The organism is Micromonospora musae (assembly GCF_003626635.1).
GTDB classification, from domain to species: domain Bacteria; phylum Actinomycetota; class Actinomycetes; order Mycobacteriales; family Micromonosporaceae; genus Micromonospora; species Micromonospora musae.
Window position 1 is genome coordinate 21,574 of sequence record NZ_RAZT01000021.1, and the last position, 16,849, is coordinate 38,422.

At 74.4% G+C, this 16,849-nt stretch carries 15 protein-coding genes; 12 read left to right on the forward strand and 3 right to left on the reverse strand.

Annotation, left to right across the window (positions count from 1 at the left end):
* Positions 1 to 175 precede the first annotated feature (175 nt).
* From D7044_RS29860 to D7044_RS29900, 9 genes are all read left to right on the forward strand, one after another.
* Positions 176 to 1,927 carry an ATP-binding protein gene (locus D7044_RS29860; protein ID WP_120690877.1) on the forward strand — a complete coding sequence of 584 codons (1,752 nt, stop codon included), beginning with the start codon at positions 176 to 178 and terminating at the stop codon, positions 1,925 to 1,927.
* 30 nt (positions 1,928 to 1,957) lie between these two features.
* Positions 1,958 to 3,106, forward strand: coding sequence for an exonuclease SbcCD subunit D (locus D7044_RS29865; protein WP_120690878.1), 1,149 nt, complete (start codon positions 1,958 to 1,960; stop codon positions 3,104 to 3,106).
* Positions 3,106 to 5,580 (forward strand): AAA family ATPase, encoded by a 2,475-nt coding sequence (locus tag D7044_RS29870; protein ID WP_120690879.1) that lies wholly within the window; start codon positions 3,106 to 3,108, stop codon positions 5,578 to 5,580. The genes D7044_RS29865 and D7044_RS29870 overlap by 1 nt, the downstream gene beginning before the upstream one ends.
* Positions 5,577 to 6,551, forward strand: coding sequence for a hypothetical protein (locus D7044_RS29875; protein ID WP_120690880.1), 975 nt, complete (start codon positions 5,577 to 5,579; stop codon positions 6,549 to 6,551). Before D7044_RS29870 ends, D7044_RS29875 begins: the two co-directional genes overlap by 4 nt.
* A 188-nt stretch (positions 6,552 to 6,739) precedes the next feature.
* Positions 6,740 to 7,597, forward strand: a complete 858-nt coding sequence (locus tag D7044_RS29880; RefSeq protein WP_120690881.1) for a spermidine synthase — start codon at positions 6,740 to 6,742, stop codon at positions 7,595 to 7,597.
* A 252-nt stretch (positions 7,598 to 7,849) separates the two neighbouring features.
* On the forward strand, positions 7,850 to 8,536 hold the full coding sequence (locus tag D7044_RS29885; protein ID WP_120677781.1) for a sigma-70 family RNA polymerase sigma factor: 687 nt from the start codon (positions 7,850 to 7,852) through the stop codon (positions 8,534 to 8,536).
* Positions 8,533 to 9,318 carry an anti-sigma factor family protein gene (locus D7044_RS29890; protein ID WP_120690882.1) on the forward strand — a complete coding sequence of 262 codons (786 nt, stop codon included), beginning with the start codon at positions 8,533 to 8,535 and terminating at the stop codon, positions 9,316 to 9,318. The genes D7044_RS29885 and D7044_RS29890 overlap by 4 nt, the downstream gene beginning before the upstream one ends.
* Before the next feature lie 204 nt (positions 9,319 to 9,522).
* Positions 9,523 to 10,170 (forward strand): COG4315 family predicted lipoprotein, encoded by a 648-nt coding sequence (locus D7044_RS29895; RefSeq protein ID WP_120690883.1) that lies wholly within the window; start codon positions 9,523 to 9,525, stop codon positions 10,168 to 10,170.
* 125 nt (positions 10,171 to 10,295) lie between these two features.
* Entirely contained in the window at positions 10,296 to 11,213 is a 918-nt protein-coding gene (locus D7044_RS29900; RefSeq protein ID WP_120690884.1) for a DNA-3-methyladenine glycosylase family protein, read from the forward strand.
* A gap of 39 nt (positions 11,214 to 11,252) precedes the next feature.
* Here D7044_RS29900 and D7044_RS29905 read toward each other — a convergent pair whose 3' ends face one another.
* Positions 11,253 to 11,465, reverse strand: coding sequence for a hypothetical protein (locus D7044_RS29905; protein WP_120676876.1), 213 nt, complete (start codon positions 11,463 to 11,465; stop codon positions 11,253 to 11,255).
* A 136-nt stretch (positions 11,466 to 11,601) separates the two neighbouring features.
* Here D7044_RS29905 and D7044_RS29910 point away from each other — a divergent pair, with 136 nt between their 5' ends.
* Genes D7044_RS29910 through D7044_RS29920 form a run of 3 tightly spaced genes read left to right on the forward strand, consistent with a single transcriptional unit; the run spans position 11,602 to position 14,846 of the window.
* Positions 11,602 to 12,714, forward strand: coding sequence for an ATP-dependent DNA ligase (locus D7044_RS29910; RefSeq protein ID WP_120690885.1), 1,113 nt, complete (start codon positions 11,602 to 11,604; stop codon positions 12,712 to 12,714).
* Positions 12,715 to 12,747: 33 nt separating this feature from the next.
* On the forward strand, positions 12,748 to 14,343 hold the full coding sequence (locus tag D7044_RS29915; protein WP_120676878.1) for an alpha/beta hydrolase: 1,596 nt from the start codon (positions 12,748 to 12,750) through the stop codon (positions 14,341 to 14,343).
* Positions 14,344 to 14,393: 50 nt separating this feature from the next.
* On the forward strand, positions 14,394 to 14,846 hold the full coding sequence (locus tag D7044_RS29920) for a GNAT family N-acetyltransferase (RefSeq protein WP_120690886.1): 453 nt from the start codon (positions 14,394 to 14,396) through the stop codon (positions 14,844 to 14,846).
* Between the two features lie 231 nt (positions 14,847 to 15,077).
* Here D7044_RS29920 and D7044_RS29925 read toward each other — a convergent pair whose 3' ends face one another.
* Both D7044_RS29925 and D7044_RS29930 read right to left on the reverse strand, forming a co-directional pair.
* Positions 15,078 to 15,857 carry an ABC transporter ATP-binding protein gene (locus tag D7044_RS29925; protein WP_233563107.1) on the reverse strand — a complete coding sequence of 260 codons (780 nt, stop codon included), beginning with the start codon at positions 15,855 to 15,857 and terminating at the stop codon, positions 15,078 to 15,080.
* The gene (locus D7044_RS29930; protein ID WP_120676880.1) at positions 15,854 to 16,849 is read right to left on the reverse strand and encodes an ABC transporter ATP-binding protein; all 996 of its coding nucleotides are present in this window, start codon (positions 16,847 to 16,849) and stop codon (positions 15,854 to 15,856) included. Before D7044_RS29930 ends, D7044_RS29925 begins: the two co-directional genes overlap by 4 nt.

Below are 16,849 nucleotides of genomic sequence, written 5' to 3' on the forward strand. Positions count from 1 at the left end.
GAGGGCCCGGGCCGGGCCCGGGCGGCCACGGATGGTGGTTCCGGGGTGACGCTCCGAAAGGTGGGGCACGGACCGGCGTGGCGTCCGCCGCGTCGCGTGGCAACCTGTCGTACTCCTCGGGCAGGATGCACCACGTGTGCGCCGACCGCGATGACCGACCCACCGGAGTTGCCCGATGACCGATGACGGCTTCGACGCCCCGGTCGAGGGGGTCGGGCGGGTGCTCGGCACCGCCGACGCCACCCCGCTGCAGTTCTGGGCGGCCGTCTCCCCCGGCAGCTACCTCCAGCTCGACGACGTGGTGGTGACCCGGCGGGAGCTGCCCGACCGCGAGCCGGTGACCATCGCCGGCGTGGTCACCCAGGTGCGCGCCCGCCACGAGGGCGCCCAGTTCGACTCCGACGTCTTCGCCATCGCCGACGGCACCCTCCCCGCGCAGGTGCAGGAGGCCGCCGAGGTGACCACCACCCGGGTCGATCCGGAGTTCTACGTGCCACCGACCCCGGGCGCGGTGGTGCACCGGGCCGAGGGCGACGCCCGGGCCCGGGCGCTGCACTTCGACCGGATGGAGCGGCGCATCCCGATGGGGATGGGCCGCGACGGCGTGCCCGTCTACCTCAACGCCGACTTCCTCGACGGCACCCGCGGCGCGCACGTCTCCATCTCCGGCATCTCCGGCGTGGCCACCAAGACGAGCTTCGCCACCTTCCTGCTCTACTCGGTCTTCCGCTCCGGGGTGCTGGGCGGCGACGCGGTCAACGCCAAGGCGCTCATCTTCAACGTCAAGGGCGAGGACCTGCTCTTCCTCGACCACCCCAACGCCCGGCTGGACGACGCCACCCGGGCGGGCTACGCGAAGCTCGGCCTCGACGCCGGCGCCTTCCCCGACGTGCGCGTCTACGCCCCACCCCGGGTCGGCGACTCCTCCGGCACACCGGACGTGAGCAGCCGGCTCACCGGGGTCGACAGCTTCTACTGGACGCTGGCCGAGTTCTGCGCCGACCGGCTCCTGCCGTACGTCTTCGCCGACGCCGACGACGAACGCCAGCAGTACACGATGGTGGTCCACTCGGTCACCGCCCACCTGGCCCGCTACGCCCAGCCCGCCGACGGCGGGGTGAGCATCGACGGGGTCCGCCTCGGCGGCTACGCCGAGCTGGTCGACCACATCGTCGAGCAGCTCAACGACGACGAGACCCGGTCGGAGTGGGCCGGCAGCGCCGTCGGCCTGGGCACCGTGAACGCCTTCGCGCGCCGCCTGATCGGCAGCAAGAAGGACCTCGGCCGGCTGATCCGGGGCGACCTCGCCACCCGCCGCCCGCACAGCATCAACACCGCGGAGAGCGCCCAGGTCACCGTCGTCGACCTGCACAACCTGCCCGATCGGGCGCAACGCTTCGTCGTCGGCGTCACGCTCAGGAGCGAGTTCGAGCGCAAGGAGAAGGCCGGCACCGCCAAGCCGTTGCTCTTCGTGGTGCTCGACGAGCTGAACAAGTACGCCCCCCGGGAGGGCTCGTCACCGATCAAGGAGGTGCTGCTCGACATCGCCGAGCGGGGCCGATCGCTCGGCGTGGTCCTGGTCGGCGCGCAGCAGACGGCGAGCGAGGTGGAGCGGCGGATCGTCACCAACTCGGCGATCCGGGTGGTCGGCCGGCTGGACCCGGCCGAGGCCTCCCGCCCCGAGTACGGTTTCCTCCCCCCGGCGCAGCGGCAGCGCGCGCTGCTCGCCAAGCCCGGCACCATGTTCGTCAACCAGCCGGACATCCCGGTGCCGCTCTGCCTGGAGTTCCCCTTCCCGGCCTGGGCGACCCGGGTCAGCGAGGCGGGTCACCCGCCGTCGCAGACGCTGCGCTCGATCACCCAGACGGCGGACCCGTTCGCCGTGGTGGGTTCGGCCGGCGGCACCGACGACGACATCCCGTTCTAGGGGGCCGAACGTGAGCGCGAGGAGCGAGCGGTGAAGATCCTGCACACCTCGGACTGGCACGTCGGCAAGGTGCTCAAGGGGCGGTCGCGGTCCGACGAGCACAAGGCGGTGCTCGCGGGCGTCATCGACATCGCCCGCGCCGAGCAGCCCGACCTCGTCATCGTCGCCGGCGACCTCTACGACACCGCGGCGCCGACCCCGGAGGCCACCCGCCTGGTGACCCGGGCGTTGACCGCGCTGCGCCGCACCGGCGCGGACGTCGTCGCCGTCGGCGGCAACCACGACAACGGCGCCGCGCTCGACGCGCTGCGCCCGTGGGCCGAGGCCGCCGGCATCACACTGCGCGGCAGCGTCCGGGAGAACCCCGACGAGCACGTCATCGACGGCACCACCGCCGGCGGGGAGCGCTGGAGGCTGGCCGCACTGCCGTTCCTCTCGCAGCGCTACGCGGTCCGCGCCGTCGAGATGTACGAGCTCACCGCCGCCGAGGCGAACCAGACGTACGCCGACCACCTGCGGCGGGTGCTCGGCCGGCTCACCGAGAGCTTCACCGAGCCGGGCCGGGTGCACCTGGTCACCGCGCACCTGACGGTCACCGGCGCCGCCGCCGGGGGTGGCGAGCGCGACGCGCACACCGTGCTCGGCTACGCGGTCCCCGCGACGGTCTTCCCGGCGACCGCGCACTACGTCGCGCTGGGTCACCTGCACCGGGCCCAGCGGGTCGACGCGCCGTGCCCGGTGCGCTACTGCGGCAGCCCGCTGGCGGTGGACTTCGGCGAACAGGAGAACGTCCCCTCCGTGACGATCGTCGAGGTCACCGCCGACACGGCCGCCCGCGTACGCGAGGTGCCGGTCACGGCGGCGGCGGCGCTGCGCACCGTACGGGGCACCCTCGCCCAGCTCGCCGAGTTGGAGCAGCCGGACGCCTGGCTGCGGGTGTTCGTACGCGAGCAGCCCCGGGCCGGTCTGCGCGAGGAGGTGCAGGAGCTGCTGCCGCAGGCGCTGGAGATCCGGATCGACCCCGAGCTGGTGCCGGCGCCGGGCAGCGGCGCCCGGATCGCCCAACGGTCCGGGCGCTCCCCGCGCGAGCTCTTCGGCGACTACCTGACCAGCCGCGGGCACGCCGACGACGGCGTGCAGGAGCTCTTCGACGAGCTGATCGAGGAGGTCGACCACTGATGCGACCGATCCGGCTGGACATGGCGGGCTTCACCGTCTTCCGGGACGAGACCACCGTCGACTTCACCGACGCGGACTTCTTCGCGCTCGTCGGCCCGACCGGCTCCGGCAAGTCGACGGTGCTGGACGCGATCTGCTTCGCGCTCTACGGCACGGTGCCGCGCTGGGGTGGCACCCGTGGCCTCACCAACGCGCTCGCCCCGTCGGCGACCGAGGCCCGCGTCCGCTTGGTCTTCGAGTCCGCCGGGGCCCGTTACGTGGCCACCCGGGTGGTCCGGCGGGACAGCCGGGGCAATGTGAAGACGGCGAACGCCGGGCTGCAGCTGATGCCGTCCGGGTTCGACGTGACGAAGCTGGACACCGGGCTCGCCCCGGAGGATCTGGGCGAGGTCGTGGCCGGCACACCGGCCGAGATGGACGAGGCGGTGCTGGAGGCGGTCGGGCTGCCGTACGAGCAGTTCACCAGCTGCGTGGTGCTGCCGCAGGGGCAGTTCGCGGACTTCCTGCACGCCCGGCCGGCCACCCGCCAGCAGATCCTGGTGAACCTGCTCGACCTCGGCGTCTACGAGGAGGTGCAGAAACGGGCCACCGCCCGGGCCGCCCAGGCCGAGGCGAAGCTGGAGGCGGTGGACCAGCTGCTGGCCGGGCTCACCGACGTGGACGACGACACGCTCGACCGGGCCACCACCCAGGTCGACCGGATGCGCGAGCTGGCCGAGGCGGTGGGCGCCGCCGTACCGGAGTTGGAAGCGGCCCGGACGTCGGCGCGGGAGGCGACGGCGGCCCTCGACGCGCTCGACGGGGAGCTGGCCGTGCTCGGCGCGGTCCAGGCACCGGACGGGGTGGCCGAGGTGGCCCGGGCGGTGACGGCTGCGCGCGCCGACGCCGAGGCCGCCGCCGGCGCGGTGTCGCTCGCCGAGGAGCGCGAGGAGAAGCTCCGCGGGGAGCTGGCCGCCGCCGGCGACGAGAGCGCGCTGCGGCTGCGGCTGACCGCGTACGCGGAGCGGGAGAAGCTGACCGATCAGGCTGAGACGGTACGCGCGGCGCTGGTGGCGGCCGACGCCGAACACGGCGCGGCGACGCGGGCGCTGGCCGAGGCCCGGGCGGCCGCCCAGCGGGCGGAGGAGGAGCTGGCCGCGGCGTTCCTGGCCCACGAGGAGGCGAAGGCGACCGACCAGGCGATGGCGCTGCGGGCGCACCTGGTCGACGGGGCCGCCTGCCCGGTCTGCGCGCAGGTGGTCGACGGTGTGCCGGCGGTGCCCGCGGGTTCCGCGGTGGCCCGCGCGGTGGAGGCGGGCAAGGCCGCCCGGTCGGCGAGCGAGGCGGCCAAGCAGGTCGTGCAGGAGCGCGACACGGCCGCGCGCGAGCTGGATCGCGTGCTGGTGCAGGCTCGGGCCCGGCAGGAGCACCTGGCGGCCCGGCTCGCCGAGCTGGACGGTCAGCTCGCCGGGGCCGCCACGGCGGAGGCGCTGCGGGAGCAGCTGGCCGAGCACGCCCGGCTGCGACGGGCGCTGGACGAGGCGGCCGGGGCGGTCCGCGCCGGCCGGGAGGCGGCTCGCCGGGCCCGGGCCACTGTGGACTCCGCCGAGGAGCGGCTGCGGGCCGCCTGGCGTGGCTTCGACGGCACGCGCGACGGGCTGGCCCGTTTCGGCCCGCCGGCCGCCGACCGGGACGACGTGGCCGGGGCGTGGGCGTCGTTGACCGACTGGGCCGGCACCGAGACCCGGCGCCGCGAGGCGGAGCGGGCGGGGCGCGAGGCGGCGGTCACCGAGGCGGAGGCGGCGGCCACCACGGTGACCCGACGCATCGCCGGGATCCTCGCCGACGCCGGGCTGCCCGCCGCCGATGATCCGGTGCACGCCGCCACGGTCGCCGTGGAGCGGGCCGAGGCGGAGCGACGTCGGCTGCTGGAGCGCCGCGAGCAGGCCGCCGAGCTTCACGAGCAGCGGTCCGGGCACGAGCGCCGGGCACAGGTGGCGCGGGCCCTGGCGGGGCACCTGCGGGCCAACAACTTCGAGCGGTGGCTGCTGGCCGAGGCGCTGGACCTGCTGGTCGACGGCGCGTCGCGAATCCTGCGGGAGCTCTCCGGCGGGCAGTACGACCTGGTCCACGACAAGGGCGAGTTCTTCGTCGTCGACCACTACGACGCCGGGCTGCGCCGGGGCGTACGCACCCTCTCCGGCGGCGAGACGTTCCAGACCTCCCTGGCGCTGGCGCTCGCCCTCTCCGAGCAGCTCGCCGGCCTCTCCACCACCGCCGCGAGCCTGGAGTCGATCGTGCTGGACGAGGGCTTCGGCACCCTGGACGCGGCGACCCTCGACACGGTCGCCGCCACCTTGGAAAATCTGGCCGCCCGGGGTGACCGGATGGTCGGGGTGGTCACTCACGTGCCGGCGCTGGCCGAGCGGATTCCGGTCCGGTTCGAGGTCCGCAAGGATGCCCGCTCCGCCCGGGTGGAACGGACCGGCCGGTGACGACCCCGGGTGCCCGGTTCTACGTCGACGGGTGGGATCCGTCGTACGGCGCCTCGTTCGAGGCCGCGGCGACGGGCCCGGCCGCACCGAGCAGCGCCCAGGTCGAGACGGACGCCGAGCTGCCGGCGGTGGACTGGCGGGCGATCGACGTGCGCCCCGGGGTGCGCGCGCCCAACGTGGTGCTGCTCGTCGACGGGGTACGCCGGATCGACGCCAGCATCTGGACGGCCGAGGAGGACGGCGGTTCCTTCCCGGGGGTGGCGGCGTCGTACGCGGCCGGCGTGGTCCGCTGCGACCTGGAGCGGGGGGCGGCGCAGCTGGCCGGCGCCCGGGTCGGCCGTGGACTGTTCACGGCGAGCCCGTCGGCGCAGGAGGTGGTGGCCGGCTCGATCCGTTATCCGGTGCACCGGGTCAGCGGCACCGGGGAGCTGGCCAAGCTGCCGACCGCGGTGCAGGCGCCGCTGACCGCGCTGGAGGTGGCGGTCTCCGACGCGGCCCGCACCGACGGGGATCTGCTGGTGGTCGACGGCCCGTTGCGCAGTCGCCGTAACCTGCCCCGCACCCTCGGCTACATCAAGACGCAGCACAGCCAGTACCTGGATGCCCGGCTGACCGCGGTGGTGACGGGGCTGGCCTCCGGGCAGCGGTCGCCGGTGTTCCGCGTCGGCACCGCCTGGGGTGGCTGGTCCTGGTACCTGCGGCTGCCCGTGCTGGCCGGCGCGCCGTGGGCGGGCATCGTCCGCGTCGAGTGCTCGCCCGACCTGGACATCTCCGAGGCGGTCGAGCTCGCCGACCTCTCCCTGGTCACGCTTCCCCGGTTCGCCTCGACCCCGTACAAGGATCCGCGGGCCCCGCAGAACCTGATCCCGATCGCGGGCCTGGAGCGTCGGCTGCGCGCGCTGCTCGGCGACTCGCGGCTGCTGCATCGGGCGCTCACCGCGGCGGCCCGCACCGGCACCACCCGCCGCTGACCCGTCGCCGGCTCGCCGCCGACCCGCCGCTGACCCGCGCTGACCCCGCCGCTCGCCCGCCGCCGGCGTGGCGCGTAGCGCCGCGTCGAGGAAGCCGGCGACCAGCCCGCCCGCCGACGAGCGCAGCCCCGCGAACGGTGGCGGGCGGCGGGGAGTGCGGGCACGCAGGCGGCGGGGATACTGGTCGGATGGGGCGGAAGCGGGCCGACGGCCGGATGATCGAGCAGGTGGCGACCGGCCGGGCGGAGCTGGTCCCGGACCGGGACCGCGACGGCTCGTGGACCCTGCTGCTGGACGGGGCTCCGCAGTCGCACGTCGACCTGACCGACCCCACTCACCTGGAGTTCGAGTACGTCCGCCGCCTGGCCATCGCGATCGACCTGATCGCGCCCGCCGGTGCGCCGCTGCGGGTGCTCCACCTCGGCGGCGGGGCGCTCAGCGTGCCCCGGTACGTCTCCGCGACCCGCCCCGGCTCGACCCAGCGCGTCGCCGAGGTGGACGGCGCCCTGGTGGAGCTGGTCCGTCGGGCGCTGCCCCTGCCGGCCGACGCCCGGTTGAAGGTGCGGGTGGCCGACGCGCGGGAGGTGCTCGCCGGCAGCCGGGACGGCAGCTACGACGTGATCGTCGCCGACGTCTTCGCCGGCGCTCGCACCCCGGCGCACCTGACCTCGGTCGAGTACGCCGCCGAGGTGGCCCGGGTGCTCGACCCGGCCGGCTGGTACCTGGCCAACCTCGCCGACGGCCCGCCGCTGCGGCACGCCCGCCGGCAGGTCGCCACGGTCCGCACCGTGCTCCCCCACGCCGCCCTGGTCGGCGACGCCGCGGTGCTGCGGGGCCGCCGGTACGGCAATCTGGTGCTGATGGCCGGGCGCACCGAGCCGCCGGTGCCGGAGCTGACCCGGCGGGCGGCCGGCGACTGGTTCCCGGGTCGCGTCGTCGCCGGTGACGACCTCGACCGGTTCGCAGGCGGGGCGGGTGTCGTGCACGACGTCGACGCGACGGACTCGACCCCGCCGCCGCCGGGGCTCTTCTCCACCGGCGGCTGACCAGCGGCCGACACGATCGACGCCGCGCTGCCCCCGCGACCGACACGATCGACGCACTGACCAGGGACGTCACGGCCACCGCGCGGACCGGGCGACGGTCGCTGCGGGCGCCCGGATCGACAGTCGGTCCACACCGGACCGCCGCGAGGAAAAATACTTCGCCCGACGTTGATCCGCTCGCATCGCCGGCTCGTATCACCGGGCGGCCCGCCTGGTGGGCCGTTGTGGTCGATGGACTCCTCGGAGGTCTGCATGCACGCGGTGGCGGCCGGTTGGCACGGCGACGCGGTCCGGACGGACTGGATGTCCGCGCGGTCCCAGCCGCGGCCGGCGAAGCGGGGGGTCGACTCCCGCCCGGCCCCTCGCCACAATGGCCCGGTGACGCCGCGACCGGCGCCCGGACGCCACCAGGCGGCGTCCACCGAGGCCGACCACTCCGACCAGCTGGTTCGCCTGCTCTACGCCGAGCACGCCGGCCCGCTGCTGGCCTTCGTCATGCGGCTCACCGGCGGGGACCGGCAGCGCGCGGAGGACATCGTCCAGGAGACCCTGTTGCGGGCCTGGCGCAACGCGCACCGGTTGGGCGCGCAGGGGCAGACCTCGCTGCGGCCCTGGCTGGTCACCGTCGCCCGCCGGATCGCCATCGACGAGCACCGCAGCGTGCAGGCCCGGCCGGCGGAGACGTACGACCGGGACCTCACGGCGTTCGCCGAGGCGGACAGCACCGACCAGGTGCTGCGCACGATGACGGTGGCGGATGCGCTGCGTACGCTGAGCCAGTCGCACCGGGAGATCCTGGTCGCCACGTACTTCCGGGGGCGGACCGTGCCCGAGGCGGCCGAGGAGTTGGGGCTTCCGCTCGGCACCGCCAAGTCCCGGGTGTACTACGCGCTGCGCGCGCTGCGCACGGCTCTGCAGGAACGGGGGGTGACGGAATGAGCCGAGCTGACCACATGGACGTCGCCGCGTACGCGCTCGGCGTGCTGGACGAGCAGGACACGGAGCGGTTCGAGGAGCACCTCGCCGCCTGCTGGGCCTGCGCCGCCGAGCTGGAGACGATGGTGCCGGTGGTGGGGATGCTCTCCGGCATCGACGGCGAGACGATGACCGCGCTGGAGCAGACGGCGACGGATCCGCGGCTGTTGGACCGTACGCTCGGCGCCGTCCGCGCCGACCGGCGGCGGACCCGGTTCCGGCAGCTGCTCGCCACCGCAGCGGCGGTCGTGGTGCTCGGCGGCCTCACCGCGGTCGGCTTCCACACCGTCCTGGAGGACGCGGGCACCCGCGACGTGGTCGCGGAGCCCACGTTCAGCGCGCCCGTCGACGGACCGCCCGCGCCGAGGCCGACGAAGTCCGACCTGGGGGGCATCGGCGGTCCGGAGGAGCTGGAGGGCGACCCGGTGGAGGCCACCGACCCCACCACGGGTGTGGGCGCCAGGATTTTCCTCGTCGAACGGGACTACGGCACACAGGTCAACTTCAACCTGACCCGGCTGCCCGGCCCCCGCGTCTGCCGGCTCGTGGTGGTGCGGAAGAACGCCACCACGGAGGTGATCTCCACCTGGTCGGTCCCCGCCTCCGGATATGGCACGAACGAGCGGGCCGAGGACTTGCGGCTCAGCGCGTCGACCGCCGCCCGACCGGGCGAGATCAAGCAGATCCAGGTGCAGTCGGTGGACCCGAAGGGTGTGGCGAGTCCCCTGGTCACGGTCGAACCCTAGCGTCCACGAAGCTCGTCGACACCGGCCTTTCCACAAAGGCCGGTGTCGATCTGTTTTCGGCGGCTGACCGCCAGTCCACGGCACACGAATCGGCGGCGAAAACGGTTCAACGAATCCCTATGAAATTGACCACTGCCGACGCTTCAACCTTGCCGCCCCGCGCTCCGTACTCAGGGGTGAACTGCCGAGAATCGAGGAGGGCACGTGGCAAAGATCAAGCGGACCGTCGTCGCCGCCGTAGGCGCGCTGGTCGCCCTGACGGCCTGTGCGCCCGCCGGCTACGAGCCGGCGAACCCGGCCGCCGCCAAGCCAGTCGCGGTGGCCGCGGCCGAACCCAGCGTGTCGGCCGAGCCCGACGCCTCGGCCGAGGCCCCCGCGGCCGACGCCCCACCGGCCGACGTGAAGCTGACCGAGAAGCTCGTCGGCAAGACGGTGCCGAAGATGGGCAAGGTCGTCACCGACGAGAAGGGCTGGGTCCTCTACCGGTTCGACAACGACAGCGCCGACCCGCCCTCGTCGAACTGCGTCGACAAGTGCGCGCAGGTGTGGCCGCCCGCGCTGACCGACGGCGATCCGCAGCTCAGCGGCGTCGCGGCGGACGATGTCGGCACCATCACCCGGCAGGACGGCACCCGGCAGCTCACCCTGGCCGGCTGGCCGGTGTACCGCTACATCGGCGACAAGAAGCCCGGCCAGTGGAAGGGCCAGGGCGTCGGGGGCACCTGGTTCGTCGTCGCTCCGGACGGCAAGAAGAACCTCAGCTGCCTGCCGAAGGGGACGCCGAAGGCGGTCGCGCCGCCCTCGGACAGCGGCGGCGGCTCGGACTACGGCGACTCCGGCTACTCGTACTGACCCACGGTCACGGTGGCCGGTCGTAGCCGGGGAGGGCGCGACCGGTCACCGTCACGCAGGGCGACGCCGGACACACCCGCAGCCCGCGCGACCGCGACGGGTCCGCGCTCTGGCACAGTGGCGGGATGACCGGGACCGAGCCGAGCGCACGCCGGGTGCTACGCCCCCCGGCGGAGTACCGGCTCGCCGGTTCGGTACGCCCGCTGACCTTCACCCCGTACGACCCGTGCGCCCGGATCGTCGACGGCGCGCTCTGGTGGGCCACCCGCACGCCGGCCGGCCCGGCCACGCTCACCCTCCGTCCGGTCGCCGGCGAGCTGGCGGCCGAGGGGTACGGGCCGGGCGCCGAGTGGGTGGTGGAGCGGGCGGACGCCCTCGCCGGTCTCCGCGACGACCTGACCGGTTTCGCCGAACTCGCGGCGACGCACCCGGTGGTGGCCCGGCTCGCCCGCGAGTACCGCGGAGTGCGGATGCCTACCACCGGGCTGGTCTTTCCTCAGGTGCTCCGGGCGGTCTACGCGCAGAAGGTCACCGGCAAGGAGGCGTACCGGGCCTACTCCGCGACGGTCCGGCACTTCCGCGAACCCGCGCCCGGCCCGGTGCCCCTGCTGCTCCCGCCGGAGCCGGCGACGATCGCCGCCGCCCCCTACTGGGTCTTCCACCCGTTCGGCGTCGAGCAGCGCCGGGCCGAGACGCTGCGCCGCGCGGCCGCCGTCGCCGACCGGCTGGAACGGTGCGCGGACTCCACCGAGGCGACCCGCCTGCTGACCGCCGTTCCCGGGATCGGCCCCTGGACGGCCGCCGAGGTGGTCCGGGTGGCGTTCGGCGACCCGGACGCGGTGAGCGTCGGCGACTACCACGTGCCGAACACGGTGGCCTGGGCCCTCGCCGGCGAGCCCCGAGCCGACGACGCCCGGATGCTCGCCCTGCTGGAGCCGTTCCGCGGGCACCGGGGCCGGGTCTGCGTACTGCTGGAGTCGGCCGGCGTCCGGGCGCCGAAGTACGGTCCGCGGGCGCCCCTGCGCTCCTTCGCCCGGTACTGAGGCGTCCGGGCCACACCCCGGGGCCGGCGCCGGCTCGGCTCAGGCGGCCTCGCGCAGGTCGGCGAGGGTGAGGGAGGTACGTCGGCGCAGCAGCTCCTCCAGCTCGGTGACCGAGCCGACCTCGCCGAGCACGTTCTTGCCGCCGCCGAACTGTCGCGGGTAGCGGTGCACCAGCCGGTAGCGGTAGCGGCCACGGACCAGCTCGACGCTGACCCGGTACCGCCCGCAGCAGGCGCAGCTCCACTCCGGCACCTCGCGAAACTAGCTCTGAGCTGCGGTTATACGATTCGCCCGGGGCGTGACGAGGAGGACGGCGCGGGACGCCACACGCACCGCCCGGCGGTGATGTGCCTCACGGTTGTCGGTGCCTTCTGGTTGACTGGTCGCCGTGGAGCTGCCCATCAACCCACCGGTCGAGCCGATGCTGGCCAAGAGCGTCCCGCGGATCCCCACCGCGCCCGGGATGACGTACGAGCCGAAGTGGGACGGCTTCCGGTGCATCGTCTTCCGCGACGGCGACGAGGTGGAGCTGGCCAGCCGGGGCGGCAAGTCGATGACCCGCTACTTCCCGGAGGTGGTCGAGCAGGCCCGGCGGCAGTTGCCGGAGCGCTGCGCCGTCGACGGGGAGCTCATCGTGATCCGCCGGGACGGCCCGGGCGGGCAGCCGCGGCTCGACTTCGAGCTGCTGGGCCAGCGCATCCACCCGGCCGCGTCGCGGGTGAAGCTGCTGGCCGAGACGACCCCCGCCGACTTCGTCGCCTTCGACCTGCTGGCCATCGGCGACGAGGCGCTGCTCGACCAGCCCTACCGGCAGCGCCGGGCCCGGCTGAAGGAGGCGCTGGCCGGCGTACGCCCACCGATGCACGTCACCCCGGTCACCACCGACCCGGAGACGGCGCAGCAGTGGTTCGACGTCTTCGAGGGCGCCGGGCTGGACGGGCTGATCGTGAAGCCGGCCGACCTGCCGTACGAGCCGGGCAAGCGACTCATGTTCAAGGTCAAACACGCCCGCACGGCCGACGTGGTGGTGGCCGGCTTCCGCTGGCACAAGTCCGGCCCGGTGGTCGGCTCGCTGCTGCTCGGCCTCTACGACGACGGGATGCTGCACCACGTCGGGGTCAGCGCGTCGTTCAGCATGGCCCGCCGCAAGGAGCTGCTCGACGAGCTGGCCCCCTACCGGGACACCGGTGGCGAGCACCCCTGGGTGCACGGCGACCACGAGCGCGGGCAGCGCATCCCGGGCGGGGTGAGCCGGTGGACCGGCACCAAGAACCTCGAGTGGGAGCCGCTGCGGCCGGAGCTGGTGCTCGAGGTCGGCTACGACGCGATGGAGGGCGACCGGTTCCGGCACACCGCCCAGTTCGTCCGCTGGCGGCCCGACCGCGATCCCCGGTCCTGCCGCTACGACCAGCTCGACCGGCCGATCCGGTTCGACGTCGACCAGGTGCTGCGCGGCGACCCGACGGCCACCGTGACGCCGGCCCCCGCCGGCCCGGCGTAGCCTGGCCGCGAGACGACCACGGAGGGCCCACTCGTGTCCCGCACCACCGACCGGCTCCGCCGAGTCCGCCTGCTCCTCGCCGGCTTCGCCGTTGCCGCGCTGCTCACCGCCGGCTGCACGTTGCCGACGTTCGCGCCCCGCGTCGAATCCGCCGGGGAACCCGCCGCCCCGGCCGCCTCCCCCGGCACCGCGCCGACCTGGCGGGCCTGTCCCGAGGTCGCCGACGACCTGGTCGGGCGGGGCGCGCCCGACATGCGCTACGAGTGCGCGCGGATCGCGGTACCCCGCAACTGGGGCACCGGCACCGGGGCCACCGCGGGCCCCGGCACCGGCGAGACGTTCGAGATCGCCCTGCTGCGGGCCCGCTCCACCAAGCAGCACGACCGGATCGGCTCGCTGGTGCTCAATCCGGGCGGCCCGGGTGGGTCCGGGGTGGACACCGCGGTCTTCCTCTCCTTCGGGCCGGCGTTCGGCGGGCTCCCCCCGGCGGTGACCGAGCGCTTCGACATCGTCGGGTTCGATCCGCGCGGGGTGCAGCGCTCCAGCCCCATCGAGTGCATCTCCGACGGCGACCTGGATGCGAGCTTCGGCTACGACCCCGATCCGCGCAGCCAGGAGGCGTTCGACGGCTTCGCGGCGTTGAACCGGAAGATCGGTCAGGGCTGCGGCGCGAAGTACGGCGACCAGTTGCCGCTCTACGGCACCGAGCAGGCGGCCCGGGACATGGACGCGGTACGCGCCGCCGTCGGCGACGACAAACTCACCTACCTCGGCTACTCGTACGGCACGCTGCTCGGCGCCACGTACGCCCAGCTCTATCCGCAGCGGATTCGGGCGCTCGTGCTCGACGGGGCGGTCGACCCGCGGCAGGGGCTGGTGGCCGGCTCGGAGAGCCAGGCGAAGGGCTTCGAGCGGGCGTTCACGAACTTCACCCGCTGGTGCGCGGCGAACGCCGGGCGCTGCCCGATCGCCCCGGACGCCCGGGCCGCCGTGACCTCGGCGATCGAGAAGGCGCGAGTCTCCCCGGTACGCGGCGACGACGGGCGGGAGGCGACCGCGGGTTGGGTCTTCTACGCGATCATCTCCTCCCTCTACACCGAGACGGGCTGGCAGGAGCTGGCCCGCGCCATCGACAGGTTGGAGGGCGGGGACCCCAAGGACGTGTTCCGCCTCGCCGACGCGTACGCCGGGCGCGGCAGCGACGGTCACTACTCGAACCTGTTCGACGCCAACCTGGCGGTCAACTGCGCCGACGAGGACGAGAAGCCGAGCCTGACGCAGATCCGCGAGCTGCAGTCGAAGTGGCGGGCGCAGTACCCACTCTTCGGTCCGGCGCTGGCGGTGGGTCTGCTCGCCTGCGCCGAGTGGCCGGGCGGGCGGGACCCGTACCCGACCGGCGCGGCGGCGGGCGCACCGCCGATCGTGGTGGTGGGCACCACGGGCGACCCCGCCACCCCCTACGAGCAGACCGGGGCGCTCGCCTCGATGCTCGGGGTGGGCCGGGTGCTCACCTGGGAGGGTGAGGGGCACACCGCCTACCCGCAGACCGTCTGCGTCACCGACGCGGTGGACGCCTACCTGATCGACCTCACGGTGCCCCGCGAAGGGCTGCGCTGCCCGGCCCGCTGACCGCACGCATGCCGGCGGATCAGCCGTGATCGCTGTGAGAGGCTCGCCGCATGGCTGATGTGATCTTCCGGGAGGCGGTCCGGGCGGACCTGCCCGCCGTGGTCGCCCTGCTCGCCGACGACGTGCTCGGCAGGGCGCGCGACTTCACCGTGGTCGACGCCGCGTACGAGAAGGCGTTCGCCGACATCACGGCCGACCCGCGCAACCAGTTGATCGTCGCCGAGGCCGGCGACGAGCTGCTCGGCTGCTACCAGGTCACCTACGTCCCCGGCCTGGGGCGGCACGGCACCGAACGGGCGCTGATCGAGGCGGTCCGGGTCCGGTCGGACCAGCGTGGCCAGGGGCTGGGCCGGCAGATGATGACCTTTGCGATCGACCGGGCGCGCGAGCACGGCTGCGGCCTGGTGCAGCTCACCACCGACAAGTCCCGCCAGGACGCGCACCGCTTCTACCAGGCCCTCGGCTTCGTGCCGAGCCACGAGGGCATGAAGCTACCCCTCTGATCGGCCGCCGCGTCCCACCACGGGTCGGCCCACCCCCGGTCGGCCGTCCACCGGAGACCGGACCAGCCGGCCGACCTGACGCGCTCACCCGGCCGGCCCGTCGGCCCACCGCCATTATCGGCAGGGCGCTGCGCACGCCATGGTGGCCGCCGGGCCGACGGCCCGGTCGTGGCGGCCGCCCTGCGGCGAAGCCGAGCCCCACGACCGCGCCGTCGACGCGGGCCCGGCGGGTCAGCCGTCGACCAGGCGGCCGTCGCGCAGGGTGAGCGCGCGGTCGGCGAGTTCGATCAAATTGGGGTCGTGGGTGGCGACCAGGATGGTGGTGCCGCGCGCCTGCACCACCGCCCGCAGCAGGTCCATGATCGACCGGCCGGTCTCCGAGTCCAGCTGGCCGGTCGGCTCGTCGGCGATCAGCAGGTCCGGGTCGTTGGCGAGGGCACGGGCCACGGCCACCCGCTGCTGCTGCCCGCCGGAGAGCTCGTACGGCCGCTGCGCGGCGTGCCCACCGAGCCCGACCAGCTCGAGCAGCATGGCCACCCGCTCCTCCCGCTCGGCCGCCGGCACCTTGGCCAGCCGCAGCGGCACGCCGACGTTCTCGGCGGCGGAGAGGATCGGCACCAGACCGAACGTCTGGAAGATGAAGCCAACCGTGCCGCGCCGCAGCCGGAGCAGCTCCTTCTCCCCCGCGGCCGTCACGTCGTGCCCGGCCACCACCACCCGGCCGCTGTCCGGTCGGTCCAGGCCACCGATCAGGTTGAGCAGCGTGGTCTTGCCGGCACCGGAGCGACCCCGGACGGCGAGCAGCTCGCCCCGCACCGCGGTGAACGACACGTCGCGGACCGCGTGCACGGCGTGCTCGCCACGGCCGAAGGTGCGGCTGACGCCCTCGACCCGGACCACCTCCTCGACGGGCCGCGTGGCGGTCGCGCCGACCAGCGCACTCACCGCCGTGCCGTCCCGGCCGCCTGCCGAGCCGTCGACCCGGCCGCCCGTCCCGTTCCACCCGTTCATGCCTCTGCCTTCCCCTCGGTGCGGGACTGGTCGCCCGGCCGCACCTCCACGTGGTCCGGTTCCAGGTTCAGCCGGACCCGGTCGCGCAACTCCAGCGCCTCCACGAACGCGGCCGGCAGCTGCATCCGGCCGGTCCGGTCGAGCACCGCGTACTCCTCGCTCACCAGCTCGGTGCTGCCGTCCGCCCCGATGCGAGCGGTCCGGCGTACCTCGGAGGCGGTCCGGCCGTCGCGGATCGCGACGGTCCGCCGGACCTGGGTGGCGACCGCCTGGTCGTGGGTGACCACGACGACGGTGACGCCCAGCTCGGCGTTGATGGTGCGCAGCGCCCCGAAGACCTCCGCGCCGGTGGCCTCGTCCAGCTCGCCCGTCGGCTCGTCGGCGAAGAGCACCTCCGGGTCGTTCGCCACGGCCACCGCGACCGCGCAGCGCTGCTGTTCGCCGCCGCTGAGCTGGCCCGGCCGCCGATCCGCGCAGTAGCCGACGCCGACCATCTCCAGCAGCTCCCGGGCCCGCTCACGTCGAGCCCGGCCGCCACGACGGCCGGCCAGCTGCATCGGCAGCTCCACGTTCTCCAACGCGGTCAGGTACGGCATCAGGTTGCGTCCGGTCTGCTGCCAGACGAAGCCGACGGTCTTGCGCCGGTAGCTCAGCCGCCGCTTCGTGGAGAGGTTGAGCAGGTCGTACCCGGCGACCCGGGCGATACCGGCGGTCGGGGTGTCCAGACCGGAGAGGATGTTGAGCAGGGTGGACTTGCCGGAGCCGGAGGCGCCGACGATCGCCACCAGCTCACCCCGGTCGATGACCAGGTCGAGGCCCTGGAGGGCGACCACCTCCACCCCCTCGGTCTTGAAGATGCGGACCAGCCCGTCGCAGACGATGTGTCCGCGCAGGCGGTCCCGGCCGCCGGCCCGCTCGGCCGCGCGCTGCGCGGCCCGCTTCTGAAGGTCGGCCAGGTCCGGCACGACAGGTGTCGCCGCGATAGCGGTCAT

What these genes read in the sequence shown, in the direction of transcription:
- D7044_RS29860 (WP_120690877.1), top strand. Translation starts at nt 176, where the DNA reads ATGACCGATGACGGCTTCGACGCCCCGGTCGAGGGGGTCGGGCGGGTG.
- D7044_RS29870 (WP_120690879.1), top strand. Translation starts at nt 3,106, where the DNA reads ATGCGACCGATCCGGCTGGACATGGCGGGCTTCACCGTCTTCCGGGAC.
- D7044_RS29880 (WP_120690881.1), top strand. Translation starts at nt 6,740, where the DNA reads ATGGGGCGGAAGCGGGCCGACGGCCGGATGATCGAGCAGGTGGCGACC.
- D7044_RS29885 (WP_120677781.1), top strand. Translation starts at nt 7,850, where the DNA reads ATGCACGCGGTGGCGGCCGGTTGGCACGGCGACGCGGTCCGGACGGAC.
- D7044_RS29890 (WP_120690882.1), top strand. Translation starts at nt 8,533, where the DNA reads ATGAGCCGAGCTGACCACATGGACGTCGCCGCGTACGCGCTCGGCGTG.
- D7044_RS29900 (WP_120690884.1), top strand. Translation starts at nt 10,296, where the DNA reads ATGACCGGGACCGAGCCGAGCGCACGCCGGGTGCTACGCCCCCCGGCG.
- D7044_RS29920 (WP_120690886.1), top strand. Translation starts at nt 14,394, where the DNA reads ATGGCTGATGTGATCTTCCGGGAGGCGGTCCGGGCGGACCTGCCCGCC.
- D7044_RS29925 (WP_233563107.1), bottom strand. Translation starts at nt 15,857, where the DNA reads ATGAACGGGTGGAACGGGACGGGCGGCCGGGTCGACGGCTCGGCAGGC.
- D7044_RS29930 (WP_120676880.1), bottom strand. Translation starts at nt 16,849, where the DNA reads ATGACCGCTATCGCGGCGACACCTGTCGTGCCGGACCTGGCCGACCTT.